Below are 21,917 nucleotides of genomic sequence, written 5' to 3' on the forward strand. Positions count from 1 at the left end.
TTAGCCTAGAGCCGGTCTGGCGCACCATGCGCGATTTCGGGGAGCAAGACGGTCAGTCCGACCTCACGCAACGAATCCAGCATCGCCGGATCCGCAGCGGCATCCGTAATGAGGGTGTGGAAGGCGCTCAGCGGGCCAACCCGGCCGAGATGTACCTGACCCAGCTTGGATCGGTCGGCCACGACAACCACCCGCTCCGCCGCGGTGAGCATGAGCGCTTTAATTCCGGCCTCCGGCAGGTTGATGTTGGTGACACCGCCCGCTATGTCGACGCCGTTACAGCCGATGAAGACCAGGTCGGCATGAACCTGGCTGAGCACCAGCCCGGCGAGCGGCTCGACCAGCGAATGCTGCAGCGGGCGCAGTGACCCTCCGGTGACGATCACGGAGAACCGGGGGATGGCCCGTTCCAGTTCCAGGGCGATGCTAAGCCCATTGGTGATGATGACAACGTCATGCAGGTCGTCCCGAGCAACCAATGCACGGGCAACCGCGTGGGTCGTGGTGCCCACGTCAAGAATCACGCTCTGCCCACTTTGCACGAGCCCCGCCGCGATCTGGGCAATTTGTTGCTTGGGAATAATGGAGGCTTCCAGCGCTTCCTCGAACGAGTGCTCGCGTTGGGCGCGAAAACTTTCGCCATCGCCGGGAGAATGCACCGGCACCGCTCCGCCGTGCACGCGCCGAACAGCGCCCCGAAGTTCCAGGGCGTCAAGGTCGGCCCTGGCCGTCACTCCCGAAATGTTGAAGGCGTTCCGCAACTCGCTTACCCGCACGAAGCCGCGTTCGTCCACCAAGCGCTGCGCTTGCTCGCGGCGAACGTGAGCGGGAAGCGAATCGGGTATCGGGCTGCGCGTCGGTTCGGTCGCGGTCATCAAGCTAGTATCGCTTAGTTTCTTTTGCTTTTCAATACGCAATTATAAGGTTTCGCTCGCACAAATTTGGTACTGTGACAGTGCCATGACGAATCCAGACACCCCCCGCCCGCACTTTGTCGCCGATGAGAAGATTGCGCGGCAGTTCAGCACTCTCGCCGACGGTCGCGATCTGGTGTATTTTGACGACCCCGACACTGCGCTGTCGCCGAATCGGGATCCCGACCTGCGTGAACCGGCCGTCCGGGCGACCACCGCGACCATGCGTCAAGATCCACTAACCGGCGAATGGGTCTCCATTGCCGCCAATCGCCAAGACCGGGTGTTCTTGCCGCCCGCCAATCTCGACCCGCTCGCACCACAATCCCCCGGCAACGCCTCGGAGATTCCGAGCAACTACGACGTGGCCGTCTTCGAGAATAAGTCCCCCTCATTTGGTCCTCTCCTGGCGGATGCCTCCCCGGTTGACCTGGCCGATCTCGACCGCATCGGCATCGGTCGTACCCGCACGTCCGTTGGCCGCTGCGAGGTGGTGTGCTTTAGCCCCGAGCACGAGGGCTCCTTTGCCAGCCTGTCGGTGATTCGAGCCCGAACCGTCATTGAGGCCTGGGCAGAACGTACCCACGTGCTGTCGCAGTTGCCGGGCGTCGAACAAGTATTCCCGTTTGAGAATAGGGGTGAGCAGATCGGGGTTACCCTGCGGCATCCGCATGGCCAGATCTACTCGTACCCGTATGTCACCCCCAGAACCCAGCGTTTGGTCGACTCGCTCGACCGCTATGGAGCCACCCTTTTCGCCGATATTCTGGCGAGCGAACAGTCCAGCGACCGGATGATTCTTCGCGGCGAACACTGGAGCGCCTTCGTGCCCTTCGCCGCGCGGTGGCCGATCGAAGTGCACATGCTCCCACACCGCCAGGTACCGGACTTTGCCGAAACCTCCCTCGCCGAGCGCGATGAGTTGGCCGTGTTGTATCGTCGGCTGCTGCGCGGCATCGATGCGATCTACTCGACCCCGACTCCCTATATTGCCGCGTGGCACCAGGCGCCGGTGCGGGTGCATCGGGCGGACATCCGTTTGATGCTGCAGCTGACCAGCCCGCGACGCGCCGAGGACAAGCTCAAGTTTCTCGCCGGTTCGGAGGCCGCCATGGGCGCTTGGATCGGCGATGTCACTCCAGAGGATGCTGCCGCCACGATTCGCGCGGCCGTCGCGCGCGCCGCCGAGGCGGACTCCGCCGCAAGTGGTTCGGGGACGCACTCGTGACCGTCCGGAATGCTGACGGCGCCGGCGCCGTCAGCGCGTTGGATCGCGCGGCCCAGGCTGGCTTCCAGAGTCGGTTTCATCGATTGGCGACAGGCCTGTGGTCGGCGCCCGGCCGGGTCAACCTGATCGGTGAGCACACCGACTACAACGACGGGTTCGTGCTGCCGCTCGCCATCGACCGGCGCACGGTCGTTGCGCTCGCGACCAGAACCGACCGAGTCGTTCGCGTAGCGAGTTCTTTCGCGGCCGAGACCGTCGAGGTTTCCCTTGACGAGCTGGTTCCCGAGAACCTCGACGGCTGGTCAGCGTACCCGCTGGGCGTGGCCTGGGCACTCGGGCAGTTCGGAGCGGACCTCGCTGTCATGCCGGGCTTCGAGGTCTACATCGACTCCGACGTGCCGGTAGGAGCCGGGCTGTCGTCGTCGGCAGCGCTCGAAAGCGCCGTCGCGGTAGCCCTCAACGACGTGTGGGATCTGAGCCTCGACCGTGCAACGCTGGCCCGTGTTGGCCAACTCGCCGAGAACCGGGTCGTCGGTGCCCCGACGGGCATCATGGACCAATCGGCATCGCTGCTCGGCCAGGCCGACGCTGCGGTCTTTCTGGACTGCCGAAGCCTCGCGGCCGAGGTCATCCCGCTCGGACTCAACCCGGCAGGCCTCGAGCTACTCATCATCGATACCCGGGTCAGCCACTCGCACGCGACGGGCGGGTACGCTGCCCGCCGAACGTCGTGCGAGGCCGGCGCCCGCGCTTTGGGCGTGCCGGCTCTGCGCGATCTCAGCCTGGACGATCTCCCCCGAGCGCACGCACTGCTCGACGACGAAACTTTTCGCCGAGTGCGTCACATCGTGACGGAGAACCAACGCGTGCTCGACACCGTGCAGATCCTGCGATCGAGCGGATGCACCGCGATCGGACCGCTGTTGGATGCCTCACACCGGTCGATGCGTGACGACTTCGAGATTTCAGCCCCCGAACTAGACGTGGCCGTGGACACCGCCCGGAGTGCAGGTGCCATCGGCGCGCGCATGACCGGCGGCGGCTTCGGTGGCGCCGCCATCGCCCTGACGCCGACCGACCGAGTGCCGGCCGTGACGGCCGCCGTGATGGCGGCCTTCGCCGAGCGAGGCTTTGCAACCCCCGACCTGTTCGTAGTGCACGCTGCCGATGGGGCAGCCCGCGACAGTGGCGAGCGCCCCTGAGCCGTTAGGTCCCGGGCTTCTCGGGGCTTCTCAACGGAGGGGGCCCCGGGAGCGGCTCGGCTAGGCTGACGCGTATGACTACTGAGCGCGCCGCCCGAATCATTGCCCTGCCGAACACCCCGGCTCCGAGCATCGCTGAAACCGCGTTCATCGCCCCCGGCGCCGTCATCGTCGGAAATGTCACCCTCGCCGACCGGGCCAGCGTCTGGTACAACTCCGTGCTGCGCGCAGAACTCGAGCCGATCACGATCGGGGCCGGTTCGAACCTGCAGGACAACGTCTCCTGCCACGTCGACACCGACTTTCCTCTCACTCTCGGCACCGGAGTGTCGGTCGGGCACGGCGCCGTGCTGCACGGCTGCACGATTGAAGACAACGTGCTCGTCGGCATGGCCGCGACCATTCTGAACGGCGCCGTCATCGGCTCCGGATCGCTCGTGGCTGCCGGAGCCGTCGTGCTCGGTGGCACCGTCGTGCCGCCCGGATCGCTCGTAGCCGGTGTCCCCGCCAAGGTTCGGCGCCCCCTGACCGACGAGGAGATCGCCAGCATCCGTCATAACGCAAAGAACTATCTCGAGCACACCGAGCTGCACCGCGCAGCCCTCGCCCAGCACTAGCTGCGAGTAAATGCCGCGCGTCCGTTGTGCCGGTAAACATGCGACACGCCGGGCCAGTTATGCTGAGGCGACGGCGTGTCGCGAAATTTACCGGCGTTAGCTACCTGCGGCCGAGCCGCTACCCCAGCAGGGACTGTTCGGCGGCCTTCACCACGTTGGAGAGCAGCATGGCGCGGGTCATCGGCCCGACTCCGCGCGGGTTGGGCGAGAGGTGCCCAGCGACGGATGCCACGTCGGGGTGCACGTCACCGGTCAGCCGGCCCTTACCCGTGAGCGGGTCGTGCACCCGGGTGATTCCCACGTCGAGCACGGCAGCGCCCGGCTTGATCCAGTCGGCCTGGATCAGCTGCGGCACGCCAACAGCGGCCACGACGATGTCGGCGCGGCGCACCTCCCCGGCCAGGTCGACCGTGCGCGAGTGGGTCAGGGTGACCGTCGCGTCGAGGCCCTTACGGGTGAACAACAGGCCGAGCGGGCGACCGACGGTGAGGCCACGGCCGACCACGACGACCTTCTTGCCCACGATCGGCACATCGTAGCGGCGCAGCAGCTCGACGATGCCGGCCGGAGTGCAAGGCAGCGGAGAGCGCAGCTCGCCCTCGATCCCGAGCACGAGGCGCCCGAGGTTGGTCGGGTGCAGGCCGTCGGCGTCTTTCGCCGGGTCGATCAGCTCGAGCATGGCGTTCTCGTTGTGGCCGACCGGAAGCGGCAGCTGGATGATGTAGCCGGTCACCTCGTGGCTGTTGTTGAGATCCTTGATCGCGGCGCGCACATCGGCGCTGGTCGCCGAGCCGGGAAGGTCGATGCGCAGCGATCCGATACCAACCTCGGCGCAGTCGCGGTGCTTGCCCGCGACATAGGTCTCGGAGCCCGGGTCGTTGCCGACGAGCAGGGTGGCCAGACCGGGTACCACGCCGTGCGAGCGCAGGGCAGCGATACGGCCCCGCAGCTCGGCCTTGATGTCGGACGCGGTCTTGACCCCGTCGAGTGTGATTGCCGTCATGGTTCCCTACTGTTGTCGTTCGGTTCAGTTCAGTCGCTGGGACGGGGCCCGGGCCCCGCCCGATGGGGATGACCGGGTACGGGGCGGGCTGGGCGCGAGCGGATGCCGCCGGCCGGCCCGGCCGGCGGCATCCGCGAAAGCTACTGCTGCAGGCCGGAGTACAGCGGGAACGCCTGGGTGAGTGCGCCGACGCGGGCGCGGAGCGCAGGGATATCGGCGCCGGGCTTGAGAGCCTCGGCGATGACGTCGGCGACCTCAGCGAACTCCACGTCGCCGAATCCGCGGGTGGCGAGGGCCGGCGTGCCGATGCGGAGGCCGCTCGTGACCATCGGCGGGCGCGGGTCGAACGGAACCGAGTTACGGTTCACGGTGATCCCCACCTCGTGCAGGGCATCTTCGGCCTGCTGGCCGTTGATCTCGGAGTGGCGCAGGTCGGCGAGCACGAGGTGCACGTCGGTGCCGCCGGTGAGCACGTCAATGCCGTGTGCCCGCGAGTCGTCGGCGGTGAGGCGATCAGCGAGGATGCTGGCACCGCGCAGCGTGCGCTCCTGGCGTTCCTTGAACTCGGGCTCGGCGGCGAGCTTGAACGCGGTGGCCTTGGCGGCGATCACGTGCATGAGCGGCCCGCCCTGCTGGCCGGGAAACACGTTGGAGTTGAGCTTCTTGGCCAGGGCCATGTCGCGCGACAGGATGAAGCCAGAGCGCGGGCCGGCGAGGGTCTTGTGCACGGTACTCGACACGACGTCGGCATAGGGAACGGGCGAGGGGTGCAGGCCGGCGGCAACGAGACCAGCGAAGTGGGCCATGTCGACCCAGAGCAGCGCGCCGACCTCGTCGGCGATGGCGCGGAAGGCTTCGAAGTCGAGGTGACGCGGGTAGGCAGACCAGCCGGCGATGATGACCTTCGGCTTGCTCTCGAGCGCCTTGTCGCGCACGACGTTCATGTCGACGCGGAAGGTCTCCGGATCGACACCGTAGGCGACCGGGTTGTACAGCTTGCCGGAGAAGTTCAGTTTCATGCCGTGGGTGAGGTGGCCACCGTGGGCCAGCTCGAGGCCGAGGATGGTGTCGCCGGGCGTGGCAATGGCGGAGAGCACGGCAGCGTTGGCGGTCGCGCCAGAGTGCGGCTGCACGTTTGCGTAGGCAGCACCGAACAAGCTCTTGGCCCGGTCGATGGCCAGCTGCTCAGCGACATCGACGTACTCGCAGCCGCCGTAGTAGCGGCGCCCCGGGTAGCCCTCGGCGTACTTGTTGGTGAGCACCGAACCCTGCGACTGCAGCACGGCGCGCGGAACGAAGTTCTCACTCGCGATCATCTCGAGGTAGTCGCGCTGGCGGCCGAGCTCCTGCGCGAGCACGGCGGCGATCTCGGGGTCAACGACCGAGAGCGGTTCGTTGAAGGTTGACGTCAAAGCGGTGGCGGAATCAGGCACGGAGTTCTCCTTATATATATGGATGTTGCGGCCCAGGCGTGCGGCCACTAACCGTGTCAGTCGCTCCCCGATGGTGACCCATCTTCGTGCTACGCCAGTTGCGACTCCGCCAGCATATCAGCGGATGCCGTTGCCTGCGCCGAATCGCGGACGACAACGGCCAGAGCCACGCGAACGGATCGACCGCATAGTGCGGGAATAGCTGCGGGCTGCCCGCCGTTGACATTGATATACATGCAGACGCATTGAATTTTGGAGGATGGTATGCAGTTCGGAATTTTCACGGTCGGAGACAGGACCACCGATCCCACCACGGGCGAAACACCGACCGAGAACACCCGGATCAAGGCCATGCTCACCATTGCGCAGAAGGTCGAGGAGGTGGGCCTCGACGTCTTCGCGACCGGCGAGCACCACAACCCGCCGTTCGTTCCGTCGTCACCGACGACCATGCTCGGCTACATCGCGGCGAAAACCGAACGGATCATCCTATCCACTGCGACGACGCTGATCACGACGAGCGACCCGGTGAAGATCGCCGAGGATTTCGCCATGCTGCAGCACGTCGCCGACGGCCGCGTGGACCTCACGCTCGGCCGAGGAAACACCGGCCCGGTCTACCCGTGGTTCGGAAAAGACATCCGTGAGGGCATCCCGCTGGCCCTGGAGAACTACGCCCTGCTCCGCCGCCTTTGGCGCGAGGATTTCGTCGACTGGGAAGGCCAGTTCCGCACCCCACTGCAGGGGTTCCAGTCCACCCCGCGGCCACTCGACGGTGTGCCGCCCTTCGTCTGGCACGGCAGTATCCGCAGCCCCGAAATCGCCGAGCAAGCCGCCTACTACGGCGACGGATTCTTCTCCAACCACATTTTCTGGCCCGCCTCGCACACCGCGAAAATGGTGCAGTTTTACCGCCAACGCTTCGAGCACTACGGCCACGGCACCGCGGCACAGGCCATCGTCGGACTCGGCGGCCAGGTGTTCATGAGTAAAAACTCCCAGGACGCCAAACGTAGGTTCCGCCCCTACTTCGACAATGCGCCGGTCTACGGCAATGGCCCGAGCATGGAGGACTTCACCGCACAGACCCCGCTCACCGTGGGCAGCCCCCAGGAAGTCATCGACCGTACCCTCGGCTTTCGGGACTACGTCGGCGACTATCAGCGCCAGCTCTGGCTGATGGATCACGCCGGCCTGCCGCTGAAGACCGTGCTCGAGCAACTCGACATTCTGGGCGAACAGGTCGTGCCCGTGCTCCGCCGCGAGTTCGCGAAGAACCGCCCGGCCGACGTGCCAGAGGCCCCGACCCACGAGTCCCTGCGTCTGGCCGTCGTGGCTCCGGTGACCGCCGCGCGCTAGTGGCACTCGCGGCACTCGTTGAGGAAGCAGGCACCCCGAGGTAGAGGTGCCGTCATCCCCCATCAGTGCCGCGAGCGATGCCGCCGGTCAGCGGTTCTTTAGCTCGTCGACGATGAGCAGGTCGGGCCTTCGGTGCTCGGTCTCGTAAGCAGCCCGGCCCACGAGGTGCGCGGCCATCGGCGCTGTCAGGGCTTGGAAGACGACGATCGCGACAACGAGGGTCACTGTGCCGACGGAGAAATTGTTGATCGCGACATCCGCTGTCACGGCCAGGAGACCGAAGATCTGCGGCTTGGTCGCCGCGTGCAGGCGCGACAGGACGTCGGGAAAACGGATGAGCCCGATTCCGGCGGCGAGGCACATGGTTGCGCCGGCGAGCACGAGAATCGCCGTGAGCACATCATGCAGCACGGCACTCATTCGTGCACCTCGCGTCGGGTCGGGTTCAAGACGGCACTCATGCGCTGTCCCGGCCGGGCAGAAAGCGGGCGACGCTCAGCGAGCCGAGCACCGCGAACAGGGCCAGCACGAGCAGCACCGGCAGGGTGTCGGTATGCCGATTCAGGGCCATCTCGGCGCCGAGTGCGCAGATGATCGTCGCGACGAGCACGTCGGAGGCGATGACCCGGTCGAGCACGCTCGGGCCGATGACGATGCGATACACCGAGAGCAGCGCCGCGATCCCGAACATGATCGAAGCGAGCACGGCCACAATCTGCAGAATCATGATTATCCCTGTTTGTTTTGGTCGGCGCGACGAGCATCGAGCCGGTTTGCGGGGATAACCCCGCGCATCCGCTCGACGTCTTCGCGAGAGCCGAAAGCGCGCACAATACGCCGCTCGGTGTCGAGTACCTGCCGCCGAAAACTCTCGATGTGAGCGGCGCTGTGCATGTTGAGCACGTGCAGGTACAAAATAGATGATTCCCGGTCGATGTCCACCACGATCGAGCCGGGCACGATCGACGTGGCGACGGCGGTCCAGGTGAGAATGAGGTCGCTGCGGGTGTGCAGCCGAATCGCCAGGATTGCGTTCGACGCGATCAGCCGGGGCTTGACGGCCAGCCAGGACACGTCGATCGACGCCCGCACGATATCCAGAATGAGGCGCACGAAGAACACGACGGTGTGCAGCGGATGCACCCGCCCACTCAGTTGCACCGGCACCAGATAGAAAGCCACGGTCACCACGAGGCCCACGACGAACGCGACCAGCAGGTTGAGCCAGGAGAACTCGCCCCAGAGCAGCATCCACAGCACGATCAGGGCGATCAGTGGAGGAATCTGGTTGCCGATCGCTTCGAGGCGTTCGCGCGGTGTGGTCACTTCACGCCACCCTCGAAGTTGGTGCCCACGTTACTGTCGGCGATGGAACCGGTGCCGCCAGGGAACACGGCGTCGATATAAGTCGATGGCGAGCTGATGTTGGCAGCGGCGCGGGTAGTCAAGTCGAAGATCGGCCCGGCGAAAACGCTGAGGCTGACGGTCAGCACGAGCATGGCGCTGGTCGCGCCGACCATGAGCGGTGAGATCGTCTTCTTGAGTACAAGCCCCGCGTCTTCAGGGTCTTCGGTGAGCGACATCGACATCGACGAGGTGTAATCCTCGACCTGCTTTTTGGGCCGCCAGAACGCCATGTTCCAGGCCCGGGCGAGGGCATACAAGGTGAGCAGCGAGGTGAGCGCGCCGACCGCGATCAGAACGTAGATGATTGGGTCGCCGACGATCGTGCCGGCCTGAAAGAGTGCGATCTTGCCGAGAAAGCCCGAGAACGGCGGAATACCACCGAGGTTGAGGGCCCCCAGAAAGAACAGAATAGCCACCAGCGGCGACGACCCCAGCAGCCCGCCGAGCCGCGACAGCGATGTGGTGCCGCCGACCCGGTCAACGAGCCCCGCTGCCAAAAACAGGGTCGTCTGAACGGTGATGTGGTGCACGACGTAGAAGATGGTCGCGGCAATGGCGAGCGGGGTGCCGATCGCGATGCCGAACAGCATGTAGCCAATGTGGCTGACCAGCGTGAACGACAGCAGCCGTTTGATGTCGGCCTGGGCGAGCGCGCCCAAAATGCCCACGAGCAGGGTCAGCCCGGCCACGATCATGAGCGGCATCGAGAACTGATTGTCGGGAAAGAACAGCGTCTGGGTGCGCAGGATCGCGTACACGCCGACCTTGGTGAGCAGCCCGGCGAAGACCGCGGTGACTGGCGCCGGCGCGGTCGGGTAGGAGTCCGGCAGCCAGAATGACATTGGGAATACGGCCGCCTTCACTCCGAACGCGATCAGCAGCAGCAGCCCGAGAACCAGCTGGATGTCGGCGGGGAGGTCGGGCATCCGCTCAGCGATCAGGGCGAGGGTGACCGTGCCGGTGGCGCCGTAGATGAGGGCGATCGCGCTGAGGAACAGCATGGACGACACCAGGCTCACGACAATATAGGTGATGCCCACTCGAATGCGGGCGCCGGTGCCACCGAGGGTCAGGAGCACATAGCTGGCCGAGAGCAGCATCTCAAAACCGACATACATGCTGAACAGATCGCCGGCGACGAAGGCGTTGAACAGTCCGGCAGCCAGCACGAGATAGGTCGGGTGAAAAATCGAAACCGGTGTTTCGGTATCACCGTCAATGATGCCCTGGCCCACCGCAAACAGCAGCACGCCGAGCAGCATGAGCGCCGAGATGAGCAGCATGATCGCCGAGAGCCGGTCGACGACGAGCACGATGCCCCACGGTGCCTCCCAGCCGCCGACCTGCACCACGGCAGGGCCGAATCGGTCGACCAGTACGAGCAGCACGGCACTCATCACCATGGCGGCGGTGAGGCTCAGCACGCTGACCAGCACCTGCAGGCGGCGGCGCCGGCCGAGCATCAGCGCTATGGCAGCACCAAGCAGCGGCAGGCAGACGATGAGGGGAACGAGGGCGGTCACCGCGCGTCCCCCCGATCAGAAGCGGATGCGGCGGCCCGGCCGGCAGCATCCTTCTTGTGGGAGACGGTGTCTTCGTCGCTCGTCGCGCCGTCACCGCGCTCGAACTCGTCGATCGATTCGGCGACTGCATCGTCGTCGTCTGAGGAGGAACGGAAGGTGGTGTCGGCGTCGTCGGCGCTCTCGGCGGCGTGTTCGTCGGTGAGGGTATCGCCCTCGTCGCCGAGCTGGGCCAGCCACCAGGACCGGTAGATGAGGGCGAGCAGCAGCGCGGTGATGCCGAAGTTGATCACGATCGCGGTGAGCATGAGCACCTGCGGAATCGGATCGACCATGTCCTCAACGCTCGCATCGGTAACGATGGGGGAACTGCCCGGTCGGCCGCTCATGATGAAGATGAGCAGGTTGGTGGCGTTGCCGACCAGCAGAAAGCCGATCAGCACCCGGGTGAGGCTGCGTTCAAGCATCACGTAGACGCCGGCCGCGTACATGACGGCCATCACGATGACGAGGGTGAGGGAGGCGCTCATCGGGTGACCTCCTCAATAGCCGTTGATGCGCCCTCTGGGGCGGTGTCCGGCCGCGGTCCGATCTCGTCGTTCTCGCTTTGCCGATCGATCTCGCTGCCGAGGCTGCGCAGAATGTCGTAGGTCAGGCCGATGACGACGAGGTAGACACCGATGTCAAAGATGGTCGAGGTGCCAAACGACAGGTCACCAAGCACGGGAACGGTCGCCGTGAAGTAGGCCGATTCGAGCGGGATACCGTCGGAGAACAGCGAGACGACGGCCATACCGACGGCGAGAATGACGCCGAGGCCGAGAAGCTTGCCCGGGTCGATCGGGGCGGCTTCGCTGAGCTCGTAGCGTCCGCCGGCGAGATACCGGGCCACGAGCGCCAGGCCTGCCAAAAGTCCGCCGGCGAATCCACCGCCGGGCAGGTTATGGCCGGCGAAAAGCAGGTAGATCGACACGATCATCGCGGGGTGGAAGAGCAGGCGCACGAGCACTTCGATGAGAATCGACCGGCTGCGTGGATCATTTTTGCGCCCGGCGAGTAGAAAAGCCTGCCGGGTGACGGCGTGGCCCTCGCTCGAGAGTTCGGGATCGGCGACGACTCGGCGGCGGTTGGCCGCCGAGCGCAGGCTGCGGGATTCCTTCAGGCGCGGCACGACGGCGTTGCGACCCGAGACGAACAGCAGGCTCGCGACGCCGGTTGCGACGACGATGAGCACCGACACTTCGCCCATGGTGTCCCAGGCGCGTATGTCGACGAGCATCACGTTGACGATGTTGTCGCCGTGACCGTCTTCGACCGACAATCGGGGCAGGGCGCCGGCGATGCTCTCGAACTGGCGAGCGCCGAGCGCGATGAAGCCGACGGTTCCCATCACGAGGCCCACGAGGCTGCCGATAAGCAGGCGGCGCTTGGGGCGCACCGGTTTGTTGTGCTGGGCGATGTTTGCGGGCAGGCGGCGCAGTACGAGCACGAAGATTACGAGGGTGATCGATTCGACCAGCGCCTGGGTGAGGGCGAGGTCGGGCGCGCCGTGAAAAGCGAACAGGACGACGAGGCCGTAACCGGTGACACCGGCAAGGATGACCGCGGTCATCCGCTGCCCGACCCGGGCCGCCATGACCGCGCAGATGGCCATGATCAGCGCGATGAGTACCTGGCCGGGGTAGTCCCAGAGCACGATTGTGTCGGGCCAGGTGCGATTCACGAAGGCCGCAAAGCCGAGGGTGAGCACGAAAACGGTGAGGATGGTGCCGAGGTACTGCGGGAGCCCGCCACGCTGGGCAAAATGGGTGACCCGGGCCGCAAGACGGTCGACGCCGCGAATGGCCTTGCCGTAGCCGCGACCGGCATCGATAACGTCAGGAACCTTAGCCTGCAGCCGCAATACTCCGCGGCGAGCGCGGAACATAAGCGCTCCGAGCAGCAGAACAACTGCGCTCAGGTACAGCGCTGGTTCCAGCCCATGCCAGAGCGCCAGGTGATACGGCGGTTCGGTCAGGCTGCCAGCGCCCGGAACCGTGTCAGCGTAGGGCGCGAGCAACGGGTCAAGCACCGAGGCGAACAGGCCAAGGCCAATCGTCGCCACCGTGAGCACACCGGGGGCGAGAAGCGTGTCCCACGGGCTCGCGTGCAGCACCGTGACCGGCTGATCCTTGCGCGTTCCGAAAGCACCCCAGAAGAAACGGATGCTGTAGGCCACGGTGAGAACGGATCCGACGGCGGTACCGACCAGCGCCGCAAAACCCCAGCCGGAACCGCCAACACCGGCGTCGAGCAATGAGGTGAACACGGCCTCCTTGGCGACGAAACCAAGTAGCGGTGGCAGGCCGGCCATCGACGCGACCGCCACGAGCGCGATAACGGCGAGCGCAGGGGCGCTGCGACCGACCGCGCTGAGTTTGCGCCAGTCCCTTGTGCCGGCCCGGTGGTCGATGACGCCGACCACGAGAAAGAGTGTGGCCTTATACAACGCGTGCGCCAGCAGCAGTGCGGCACCGGCGAGCGCGGTGTCGCGGGTGTTGAACCCGATCGCGATCATGAGAAAGCCGAGCTGGCTGACCGTGCCGTAGGCGAGCAGCAGTTTGAGGTCATACTGGCGCAGCGCCCGCCAGGCGCCGACGACCATGGTCCAGACGCCAAGGGTGACGAGTACCGGCAGCCAGCCGTCGCTGTCGGCGTAGCCGGGGGCGAGGCGGGCGACGATGTAGATGCCGGCTTTGACCATGGCGGCGGCGTGCAGGTAGGCGCTGACCGGGGTCGGCGCGGCCATCGCTGCGGGGAGCCAGAAGTGGAACGGCACGAGCGCACTCTTGGAAAGCGCCCCGACCAGAATGAGCAGAATCGCCCAGGTGCCCATCTGGGTGGTCACCGGGTTCGCCACGATATAGGCGAGGCTCGTGGTGCCGGAAGCGACCGAGATCATCACAACGCCGACCAGCATCACCAGGCCGCCGAAGGTCGTCACGATCAGGGCCTGCAGGGCGGCGCCGCGGCTCTCACGTTTGTGCGTGTAATGCCCGATCAAAAGGTAGGAGAGCACGCTCGTGATCTCCCAGAACATGAACATGATCACCAAGTCATCGGCGGTGACCAGCCCGTACATGGTGCCAGCGAAAGCGAGCAACAGCGCGGCGAACCGGCCGAGACTCGGCTCGTCATCGGTGAAGTAGCGGGCGCAGTACACCAGTACGAGGGCGCCGATTCCCGTGACGACGAGGGCGAGCATCCAGGCCAGGGTGTCGACCCGAAAGGAGAGGCTGATGCCGAGCTGCGCAATCCACGGGATCGACTGGGTTACGGCCCCGCCCGTGGTGACCGTGGCCGTCTGGGTGAGCGTGTAGGCGAAGGCACCGGCCGGAAGCAGGGCGATCAGGTAGAAGACGCGGGTACCCAGATGCCGGGTGAGCCACGGCGTGAGTACCGACAACACGACGAATGCGAGAAGGAATGCAACCATGCGTCCTCCAGGCTTGTCAGGTCGGGGCGTGAAGATTTAGTCTACCCGCCAACAGACGGCACCCGAACGGGGAAGAGGGATGTCGGCGCCTCTCACAGCCGAGCTCAGGGGACCGCGGGGTAGGGTTACTTCATCCCCCCGGCCGACGTTGCCCGCCGCTAGAAGCGCGCGAGTGTACAGTTTCCGGCCACTTCCCGTGCCGCTCTCGACCGCTTCTTTGAATGCACACTTGTTGTGTAGAAGTTGCTCCTGAGCGTCCGGCCAGCGAAATCGAGCACCGTTGTGAGCCCCTCCCGCGGCCAGAAGCCCTCCCCCACTCCCGCACCGGGTGCCTCGTCTTCTGAGCCGCACGGACACCACGACCACGCGAATCCGCCCGAGGAGACCCCCTTCGAGCACATCGAAGACGCCCTGAGCGTGCACGAAGATGACGCGCTGCATAAGGGGCTCAAGTCTCGCCACGTGCAGATGATCGCGATCGGCGGGGCGATCGGCACCGGGCTGTTCCTCGGTGCTGGCGGACGCCTGGCCAGCGCAGGCCCCGCCCTGGTCTTTGTTTACGCGATCTGCGGTTTCTTCGCCTTTCTCATTCTGCGGGCGCTCGGTGAACTGGTGCTGCACCGTCCGAGCTCGGGATCCTTCGTGTCCTACGCACGCGAGTTCTTCGGCGAAAAGACGGCATTCGTAACCGGCTGGCTGTACTGGCTGAACTGGGCCATGACAGCCATCGTCGATGTGACAGCCGTTGCCCTGTACATGAACTTCTTCGCCACCTACTGGGCACCGTTCGGCTCGGTACCGCAGTGGCTGTATGCCCTCGCGGCCCTCAGCCTGGTCATGTTCCTCAACCTGCTCTCGGTCAAGGTGTTCGGTGAGCTGGAATTCTGGTTTGCGCTCATCAAGGTGCTCGCGATCGTGGCATTTTTGATCGTCGGAACCTGGATGGTGATTTTCGGCACGCCGCTGGACGGCGCCACGGCCGGGTTTACGCTGATCGGCGAAAACGGGGGCTGGCTGCCCAACGGGCTGATCGCATCCGTTTTGGTCGTCCAGGGCGTCGTTTTTGCCTACGCCTCGATCGAGCTGGTCGGCACGACCGCGGGCGAGACGAAGAACCCCGAGAAGGTGATGCCGAAGGCGATCAATACGGTCATTATTCGCATCGCCGTGTTCTACGTGGGCTCGATCCTGCTGCTCTCGCTGCTCTTGCCATACACGGCCTACAAAGCGGGCGAGAGCCCGTTCGTCACCTTCTTCGCCACGATCGGAGTCGACGGCGTCGACGTGATCATGAACCTCGTCGTACTCACGGCAGCGTTGTCTTCGCTGAACGCGGGCCTGTATTCCACTGGACGCATACTCCGGTCGATGTCGCTCGCCGGTTCGGCGCCGCGCTTCGCGGGCAAGATCAGCCGCAACGGGGTGCCGTTTGGCGGCATCCTGTTGACCGGGATCGTGACGCTGCTCGGCGTCGGACTCAACGCCATTGTGCCCGACGATGCCTTCGAGATCGTGCTCAACATGGCTGCGATCGGCATCGTGAGTGCTTGGGGCATGATCGTGCTGTGCCAGCTTCGACTGCAAGCCTGGGCCAAACGGGGCATTCTGCTGCGCCCGGTTTTTCGCATGCCGTGGGCGCCCTACTCCGGCTACGTGACACTCGTGTTCCTGGTCGCGGTGCTCGTATTGATGGCATTCGACTGGCCGGTCGGCACGCTCACGATCAGCTCACTGGTGCTCATCATTCCGGGACTGATGATCGGCTGGTACGCCTGCCGCGGCCGCATACTCGAAATCGCGGCGGCCCGCGAGGGCTTCACCGGCCACGTACCGGTGGTCGCCAACCGTCCGTTGTCCGACCGACCCCGCCACTAGCCGTCCGCTTTCTCTGAGCGTCACGCCGCTCGCTGCTCAGTCGCGGCGGCGGATCGTCATGCGGTCGGTGATGATCACGAGCAGGAGCGCCACGACCAGCACCCCGACGTAGACGATCGGCACCGTGTCGAGTCCGACGTTGTCGATCAGCACCGCGCCGAGCAGTGCGCCACCGCCGATACCAGCGTTGAACGCGGTGGTGTAAAAAGCGCTTGCGGTGTCGCGGATGTGCGGCGACGCAGCGTGCAGCATCCGCGTTTGCAGCAGCGGCGGCAGCATGCCAAACGTCATGCCCCACAGCACGAACGCGGCGATCGCGACGGGTAGGGTCGCCGTGAACATGGCGAGCAGGCTCACGCTGACGGCGCTCGCGGCGAGGCCCAGAACCAGGCCGAGGCTCGGTCGGGGTCCGAAAACCGTGCCGACGAGCAGCAGTCCAACAGCACCGGCCACGCCGTAGGCGAAGAGCAGCGGGGCCAGGAGAACGGGGTCGACGCCGAGCCCATCGAGCAGGAACGGCGTGATGTACGTGTAGAAACTGTAGTGGCCGATCATCGTGATGCCGGTGATGCTGCAGATCAGCGCCACCGCCGGCACAGTCGCGTCCCGACGGTTTTTCGTCGCCGGTTTGGTCGTGTCAGCGAATGCCGACGCGCCCGTGGAGTGCCGCGCCACCGGTGGCAGAAACTTCCAGACCAGTACCGCACCGACGAGCATCAGGGCGGCGAGCACGACGAAAGAGAGGCGCCAGCCGAGCAGATGCCCGCCCGCGGTGCCGAGCGGCACCCCGAAAACGAAGGCCAGCGTGCCGCCTGCAACCGTGATGGAAACCGCGCGGCCGATCTGCGCTTTCGGCACGAGGTGAGCAGCGTAGGCACCGACAACCGACCAGAACAGGCCGTGCGCGACGCCGCCGAGCACTCGGGCGGCGACGACGAACTCGTAGGTCGGAGCGATGGCGGTGAGGATATTGCTCACCGCGAAGATGATGAGCACGACGATGATCAGGCCGTGGCGCGGAAAGCGGCGGGTCCAGATGGCGACCGGGGCGCTTGTGAGCACGACAGTGAAGGCGAACCACGAGACGAGAAGACCGATTTGCGACTGCGCGACGCCCAGACTTCGGCTCATTTCGGGGAGCAGACCGGTCGGCAGCATTTCGCTCGTGACCGAGAGGAATACGACGGCGGACAGGGTGATCAGCCCGGCCCAGGGAAACGGAAGTTTGGTCGCGCGGGAGCGGGCGGAAGGAACGACGGGGATCGAGCCGGTGGGCAAAAAAATATTTGCTGTATTAGTCATGTCTGCATTCGTGCCGAGAGCCGAAGCTGGCCGCTCTGACCATTCACACCGAGGTCACGGCCACTCGACTACGCGCCGACGTGCGCGCCCGGGGTCGACTTGTTCAGTACGACCGTCGAGTAGTCTACCCACGCGAGGTGAGGCGGCAAGGTGGCCCAGCCACGGCATCCGCCCAAGCCGCCCGGTATTCTGAGGCAATGACTTCTTCCACCCCGCATCACTGGGTTATCACCCTGGTCTGTGCCGACCAGCCGGGAATCGTGCACGCGGTCAGCGGCGCGATCGTGCAGGCACAGGGCAATATCTCCGAGAGCCAGCAGTTCTCCAGCGATGACACCGGGCGGTTTTTCATGCGCCTGCAGGTGCAGTCACGGGCGACCCGGCCCGAGCTCGAGGCGGCGCTCGCCCCCGTGATCGAACGCTATGCGATGGCGTCGATCATCGATGTCGTCGGACGCCCCCTGCGCACCCTCGTGCTCGCCTCGTCGGCCGGCCATTGCGTGAACGACCTGCTGTTTCGACAGCGCGGTGGGCAGCTTTCGGTCGAGATTCCGCTCGTACTGAGCAATCACGGCACGCTGCGCGACCTGGTCGGGTTTTACGGGGTTCCGTTTGAGTCATTACCGATAACGGATGCCGCCAGCAGGGCCGCTTTCGAGGCGCGCGTCGTCGAGGCGGTCGACGAACTCGATATTGAACTCGTCGTGCTTGCTCGCTACATGCAAATTCTGTCGCCGGAGCTCTGCGCGAAGCTCAACGGTCGGGCGATCAACATTCACCACTCGTTCCTGCCGGGGTTCAAGGGTGCCAACCCGTACCGCCAGGCGCACGCGCGGGGCGTGAAACTCATCGGGGCGACGGCGCACTTCGTGACCGGCGATCTCGACGAGGGGCCGATCATCGAGCAAAACGTGGTGCGGGTGGACCACTCGCGCACGCCCACCGAGCTCGTCTCGATCGGCCAAGACGAAGAGAGCCGCACGCTCACGCAGGCGGTGAAGTGGTTCGCCGAGAACCGTGTGCTGCTTGACGGAGCTCGCACGATCATCTTCAAGTAGCCGCGCGCTTTCGTGGGCCCACCTTGAGGCCACGGGCCCAGTCTCTATCCTGGGCCCGTGGCCCGGGCCTAGGCCCGGTCTTGGAACGCAGGGGCGGAGCGCATCGCTAAGCTTGATGGGTGACAGATAAGCGCGAACTGCCGAAAATTGGCCCCAACGACATGCTCCGGTTCGTGCTCGAACTCTTCGCCTTCATCAGCCTCGGATTCTGGGGCTTCATCGCCTGGCCACTCCCCTGGCCCGGCATCCTGTTCGGCCTCGCCACCCCGGCTTTCGCGATTCTGGTCTGGGCCCTGTTCCGGTCGCCGAAGGCTGTTTTTCGGCTCGACCCGTTCGGTAAGGCCTTTATTGAAATTGCCATCTTCGGCGCGGCCGCGATCGCCTGGTGGGACCTCGGCTTTCCCATAATCACCGTGATCTTCGCCGTCGTTGCTACCGTCAGCGGCGTTATTTCTGGGCGCAAAGAACTCCGCTAGCGCGCTCGAGAGCGCGGAGCCAGGCCACCGCGGCCGCAACATCCGTTTCGGCAATGCCGTGCCCGCCGGGGCGCAACTCCTGCTGCACCCGCGCGCCGCGCGCTTCGAGCAACGTCACGAGTTTCTGAACGCTCGACAGCGGTGCCATCGGATCGCTTCGACCGTTCAATAGCAGCAGAGCGGATGCCGCCAGCTCGCTCCCTGCGGCAGGTTGTGCATCCGGTGCAGCCCGGTCGAGCGGATGCATGCCGGAGAACGCGACCACCCGCGGCACCGTTTCGGGGTGTAACAGCGCCGTCGCAATCGCGATGTTGGCGCCGTTCGAGAATCCGACGGCGACCAGCGGGCGGTCACCCAATTCGTAGTGGTCACGCGCCCAGACCAGGAATCCGGCGAGCTCATCGGCTCGTCGAACCACGTCGTCGGTGTCGAAGACACCCTCCGACAGGCGCTTAAACCAACGGTTCATCCCGTTCTCCTGCACGCGACCGCGCGGGGCGAGCACGGCGGCGTTCGGGTCGAGCGCCGCGGCCAGAGCACTGATCTGCTGTTCATCGCCGCCGGTACCGTGCAGCATCAGCAGCACGGGCGCGTCGACAGACCCGGGTTGAAACAGGTGCGGCCACTGGGCATGCCCCCTGACGGCGCTCATTCGGCCGGTCCGCCAGACGGCTGCGCGGCGACGCTCATTCGCTGACCGAGGCGGCAGCCGGAACCGGCGGCGTAGCATCCGCTGCCACGGGGTTGTTCTCGGGCGGCAGAGTGATCGGTACGACCGCATTCTCAATGGCCTCGCGGCTCGGCTCGAGCCACGGCGGAAGCTTGAGCGACCGGCCCAGCTCGAGCAGCGGCTCGTCAATGTCGAATCCGGGGGTGTCGGTCGCGATTTCAAAGAGTACGCCACCGGGTTCCCGAAAGTAGATGGAGGTAAAGTACTGGCGGTCGAGAATGGTGGTCACGCCGTAGCCGCGGTCTGCGAGCTGCTCACGCCATTCGATCTGTGTGGCCCGGTCAGGCACCCTAAAAGCCACGTGGTGCACGCTGCCGCCGGCAGTCAAGCCGGGCTCATTCGTCGGGTCGGCCAGCACATCGACGAGGTTGCCGGGCGCGCCGTCGCCGGCACCGACGCGAATGCGACCATCCGTTTCACTAATGACATGCATACCGAGGTCGGTTGTGAGCACCTGCACGGTCTTGGCCGGGTCGGCAACGGTGAGCACGGACGAGTGCTGCCCGCGCACCGCGAACTCGGCGGGCACGGCTGCGGAGTCCCAGGGATTACGCGGATCCACCGTCGACGACGCCACCAGGTCGAGCTGCAGCCCGTCGGGGTCGCGCAGCGAGAGCCGCTCCTCATGGGAGGAACGCCCGGTTACGCTGGACTCCACGCCGAGCTTCGCGAAGTGGTCCTTCCACCAACCGATGCTGCCGGCCGGGACCGAGAAGGCGGTAGTCGTCGACTGGCCGGCGCCGGTGCGGCCGCTGCGAATGCCGGTCCAGGGAAAGAAGGTGAGCAGCGATCCTGGGCGGCCGGAATCGTCGCCGTAGTAGAGGTGATAGGTGCCCGGGTCGTCGAAGTTCACGGTTTTCTTGACGAGGCGCAGGCCGAGCCCGGTGACGTAGAAGTCGATATTACGCTGCGGGGCTCCGGCGATCGCGGTGACGTGGTGCAGCCCGCTGGTCTGGACGGTCATGGGCATTCTCCTTGAAAGTCAATCGTTCGATGTTCATGCAAACGCATGTATCGCGGATTTCATTCCCTGATTCTCAGACGCGACGTTCCGACGGCATCCGTAGCGCGTAGGCGGCGGCGATGACCAGGAAAATACCGCCGACTGCGAACCCGGCCGAGAACGAGAAGGTGTCAACGAGCAGACCCGCGACGAGCGGACCGACGATAGCACCGGCATCCGCACACATCGAGAACACCGATACCGGGCGTCCGCCGCGGGCCCCAGCGGCATCGCCTACGGCTGCGGCCGGCGCGGTTCCCATGAACGCTGCAGCGACTCCGTAGACGCAGAGCAGGGCGCCGAGAACCCAGATATTCGGTGAGAACGCGATCGCCACAATCGCGAGTCCGGCGACAGTGAACGCCCCGATGATGGCCGGTCTGCGCCCGACGGTGTCGACAAAGCGGGCGGCCGGCGCGAGGGCGAGCGCCTGGGCCACGGCGGCAGCGGCGAGGGCGAGACCGGTCCACGAGCTCGTTCCACCGAGAACCACGACGACGAACAGGGGGATGAGGGTCGTACGCACCCCGAGCGAGGTCCAGCCCTGGGCAAAGTTGGCGATGCAGGCCGCACGAAAGCGCTCATCGCGCAACACGGTGCGAAACGGCGTGCGCTCGGCGGATGCGTCGGCTCCGGCCAGCGCGGCGTCTCGGCCGCCCGAGCGCAACAGAAACAGCCCGATCAGGCCAGCAACGGTGAGGGTGCCGGCGTAGAAGAAGAAGGGCGCGGTCAGGGAGATCGTGGCAAGCAGGCTGCCGATCGCCGGACCGGCCATGCCGCCGATGAGGAATCCGCCCTGATAGAAGCCGATCGCGCGGGCTCGCCGGCCCGGTTCCGCTGTGCGCAGCAGCAACGTCATCGCCGACACCGAGAACATGGCTGAGCCGATACCACCCGCACCGCGCAGCAGCAACAGTTGCAGATAGCTGTCTGCGGCGCCGACCAGCCCGCTGGAGAGGGCGACGATTCCGATGCCGATTGCCAGAACGGTGCGTTCCCCCGCCCAGTCGATCAGGCGCCCGCAGACCGGACTGAACACGAAACGCATGAGCGCGAACGCCGATACAACGGCTCCGACCGCGAGGTTGCCCACCCCGAAACTCTGCACATAAACCGGAAGCACCGGAACGACAACGCCGAACCCCACCATCACAAAGAAAGCGATGACGCCGAGCACGATCACGTCACGATTCAAGCGGGGCTTCGGACCGGTGCTGCCCGCGGCTAATTCGGGTACAGCGGATGCCCGGCGTCGCCCCCGCATCCATTCCGCCACTCGCATCCCTCCAGCCTAAGCTGCCGCGCTGGTTGCCCC

21 protein-coding genes and 1 riboswitch are annotated in these 21,917 nt (G+C 65.6%); of the genes, 7 read left to right on the forward strand and 14 right to left on the reverse strand.

All coding sequences use genetic code 11. The annotated features are described in order from the left end of the window. Nucleotides 1-5: 5 nt before the first annotated feature. Nucleotides 6-875 (reverse strand): DeoR/GlpR family DNA-binding transcription regulator, encoded by an 870-nt coding sequence (locus tag CXY70_RS15825; RefSeq protein ID WP_199183463.1) that lies wholly within the window; start codon nt 873-875, stop codon nt 6-8. 85 nt (nt 876-960) lie between these two features. Between CXY70_RS15825 and galT the strand changes: the two genes are divergently transcribed. The 3 genes from galT (at nt 961) to CXY70_RS15840 (ending at nt 3,961) form a co-directional block, all read left to right on the forward strand. Beyond that, the gene (gene galT / locus CXY70_RS15830) at nt 961-2,142 is read left to right on the forward strand and encodes a galactose-1-phosphate uridylyltransferase (RefSeq protein ID WP_104193306.1); all 1,182 of its coding nucleotides are present in this window, start codon (nt 961-963) and stop codon (nt 2,140-2,142) included. Between the two features lie 38 nt (nt 2,143-2,180). Then, a complete protein-coding gene (gene galK / locus CXY70_RS15835) occupies nt 2,181-3,344 on the forward strand; it encodes a galactokinase (protein WP_104193566.1) in 1,164 nt (387 codons plus the stop codon). 74 nt (nt 3,345-3,418) lie between these two features. After that, entirely contained in the window at nt 3,419-3,961 is a 543-nt protein-coding gene (locus CXY70_RS15840) for a gamma carbonic anhydrase family protein (protein ID WP_104193307.1), read from the forward strand. A gap of 118 nt (nt 3,962-4,079) precedes the next feature. Here CXY70_RS15840 and CXY70_RS15845 read toward each other — a convergent pair whose 3' ends face one another. The 3 genes from CXY70_RS15845 to CXY70_RS17885 form a co-directional block, all read right to left on the reverse strand. Further along, complete coding sequence (locus tag CXY70_RS15845; RefSeq protein WP_104193308.1) at nt 4,080-4,964, reverse strand: bifunctional methylenetetrahydrofolate dehydrogenase/methenyltetrahydrofolate cyclohydrolase; 885 nt, start codon at nt 4,962-4,964, stop codon at nt 4,080-4,082. Between the two features lie 140 nt (nt 4,965-5,104). Further along, nucleotides 5,105-6,397 carry a serine hydroxymethyltransferase gene (gene glyA / locus CXY70_RS15850; RefSeq protein WP_304481728.1) on the reverse strand — a complete coding sequence of 431 codons (1,293 nt, stop codon included), beginning with the start codon at nt 6,395-6,397 and terminating at the stop codon, nt 5,105-5,107. 23 nt (nt 6,398-6,420) lie between these two features. Continuing rightward, a riboswitch (ZMP/ZTP riboswitch) is annotated at nt 6,421-6,509 on the reverse strand. Further along, entirely contained in the window at nt 6,487-6,633 is a 147-nt protein-coding gene (locus CXY70_RS17885) for a hypothetical protein (protein WP_158251006.1), read from the reverse strand. It overlaps the preceding riboswitch by 23 nt. A gap of 28 nt (nt 6,634-6,661) precedes the next feature. Here CXY70_RS17885 and CXY70_RS15855 point away from each other — a divergent pair, with 28 nt between their 5' ends. Next, complete coding sequence (locus CXY70_RS15855) at nt 6,662-7,756, forward strand: LLM class flavin-dependent oxidoreductase (protein ID WP_104193309.1); 1,095 nt, start codon at nt 6,662-6,664, stop codon at nt 7,754-7,756. 87 nt (nt 7,757-7,843) lie between these two features. On the opposite strand, the gene mnhG is transcribed toward CXY70_RS15855, so the two are convergent. From mnhG to CXY70_RS15885, 6 genes are read right to left on the reverse strand one after another with little or no spacing between them, the layout of a single operon-like run. Further along, nucleotides 7,844-8,176 carry a monovalent cation/H(+) antiporter subunit G gene (mnhG, locus tag CXY70_RS15860; protein ID WP_104193310.1) on the reverse strand — a complete coding sequence of 111 codons (333 nt, stop codon included), beginning with the start codon at nt 8,174-8,176 and terminating at the stop codon, nt 7,844-7,846. Nucleotides 8,177-8,213: 37 nt separating this feature from the next. After that, on the reverse strand, nt 8,214-8,483 hold the full coding sequence (locus CXY70_RS15865; protein ID WP_174844548.1) for a monovalent cation/H+ antiporter complex subunit F: 270 nt from the start codon (nt 8,481-8,483) through the stop codon (nt 8,214-8,216). Nucleotides 8,484-8,485: 2 nt separating this feature from the next. Beyond that, nucleotides 8,486-9,082 carry a Na+/H+ antiporter subunit E gene (locus CXY70_RS15870; protein ID WP_104193311.1) on the reverse strand — a complete coding sequence of 199 codons (597 nt, stop codon included), beginning with the start codon at nt 9,080-9,082 and terminating at the stop codon, nt 8,486-8,488. Next, nucleotides 9,079-10,686, reverse strand: a complete 1,608-nt coding sequence (locus CXY70_RS15875) for a Na+/H+ antiporter subunit D (RefSeq protein ID WP_104193312.1) — start codon at nt 10,684-10,686, stop codon at nt 9,079-9,081. Before CXY70_RS15875 ends, CXY70_RS15870 begins: the two co-directional genes overlap by 4 nt. Then, nucleotides 10,683-11,213: a sodium:proton antiporter gene (locus CXY70_RS15880; RefSeq protein WP_104193313.1), complete on the reverse strand. Its 531-nt coding sequence runs from the start codon at nt 11,211-11,213 to the stop codon at nt 10,683-10,685. The genes CXY70_RS15875 and CXY70_RS15880 overlap by 4 nt, the downstream gene beginning before the upstream one ends. After that, nucleotides 11,210-14,158 carry a Na+/H+ antiporter subunit A gene (locus tag CXY70_RS15885; protein ID WP_104193314.1) on the reverse strand — a complete coding sequence of 983 codons (2,949 nt, stop codon included), beginning with the start codon at nt 14,156-14,158 and terminating at the stop codon, nt 11,210-11,212. The genes CXY70_RS15880 and CXY70_RS15885 overlap by 4 nt, the downstream gene beginning before the upstream one ends. A 417-nt stretch (nt 14,159-14,575) precedes the next feature. On the opposite strand from CXY70_RS15885, the gene CXY70_RS15890 reads away from it, so the two are divergent. Further along, on the forward strand, nt 14,576-16,033 hold the full coding sequence (locus CXY70_RS15890) for an amino acid permease (protein WP_369852852.1): 1,458 nt from the start codon (nt 14,576-14,578) through the stop codon (nt 16,031-16,033). 36 nt (nt 16,034-16,069) lie between these two features. On the opposite strand, the gene CXY70_RS15895 is transcribed toward CXY70_RS15890, so the two are convergent. Further along, on the reverse strand, nt 16,070-17,335 hold the full coding sequence (locus tag CXY70_RS15895; RefSeq protein ID WP_104193315.1) for an MFS transporter: 1,266 nt from the start codon (nt 17,333-17,335) through the stop codon (nt 16,070-16,072). Nucleotides 17,336-17,532: 197 nt separating this feature from the next. Between CXY70_RS15895 and purU the strand changes: the two genes are divergently transcribed. Both purU and CXY70_RS15905 read left to right on the forward strand, forming a co-directional pair. Beyond that, nucleotides 17,533-18,393, forward strand: a complete 861-nt coding sequence (purU, locus tag CXY70_RS15900; RefSeq protein WP_104193316.1) for a formyltetrahydrofolate deformylase — start codon at nt 17,533-17,535, stop codon at nt 18,391-18,393. A 119-nt stretch (nt 18,394-18,512) separates the two neighbouring features. Continuing rightward, the gene (locus CXY70_RS15905) at nt 18,513-18,869 is read left to right on the forward strand and encodes a YrdB family protein (protein ID WP_233205983.1); all 357 of its coding nucleotides are present in this window, start codon (nt 18,513-18,515) and stop codon (nt 18,867-18,869) included. Here the strand turns inward: CXY70_RS15905 and CXY70_RS15910 are convergent. From CXY70_RS15910 to CXY70_RS15920, 3 genes are all read right to left on the reverse strand, one after another. Next, nucleotides 18,841-19,521 (reverse strand): alpha/beta hydrolase, encoded by a 681-nt coding sequence (locus CXY70_RS15910; protein ID WP_104193317.1) that lies wholly within the window; start codon nt 19,519-19,521, stop codon nt 18,841-18,843. The two genes, CXY70_RS15905 and CXY70_RS15910, sit on opposite strands and share 29 nt — an antisense overlap. Before the next feature lie 34 nt (nt 19,522-19,555). Then, nucleotides 19,556-20,563 (reverse strand): ring-cleaving dioxygenase, encoded by a 1,008-nt coding sequence (locus CXY70_RS15915; protein ID WP_104193318.1) that lies wholly within the window; start codon nt 20,561-20,563, stop codon nt 19,556-19,558. Nucleotides 20,564-20,636: 73 nt separating this feature from the next. Beyond that, a complete protein-coding gene (locus CXY70_RS15920; RefSeq protein WP_233205984.1) occupies nt 20,637-21,884 on the reverse strand; it encodes an MFS transporter in 1,248 nt (415 codons plus the stop codon). Nucleotides 21,885-21,917 lie beyond the last annotated feature (33 nt).

It is taken from the genome of Cryobacterium sp. Y82 (assembly GCF_002929495.1).
Lineage (GTDB): Bacteria > Actinomycetota > Actinomycetes > Actinomycetales > Microbacteriaceae > Cryobacterium > Cryobacterium serini.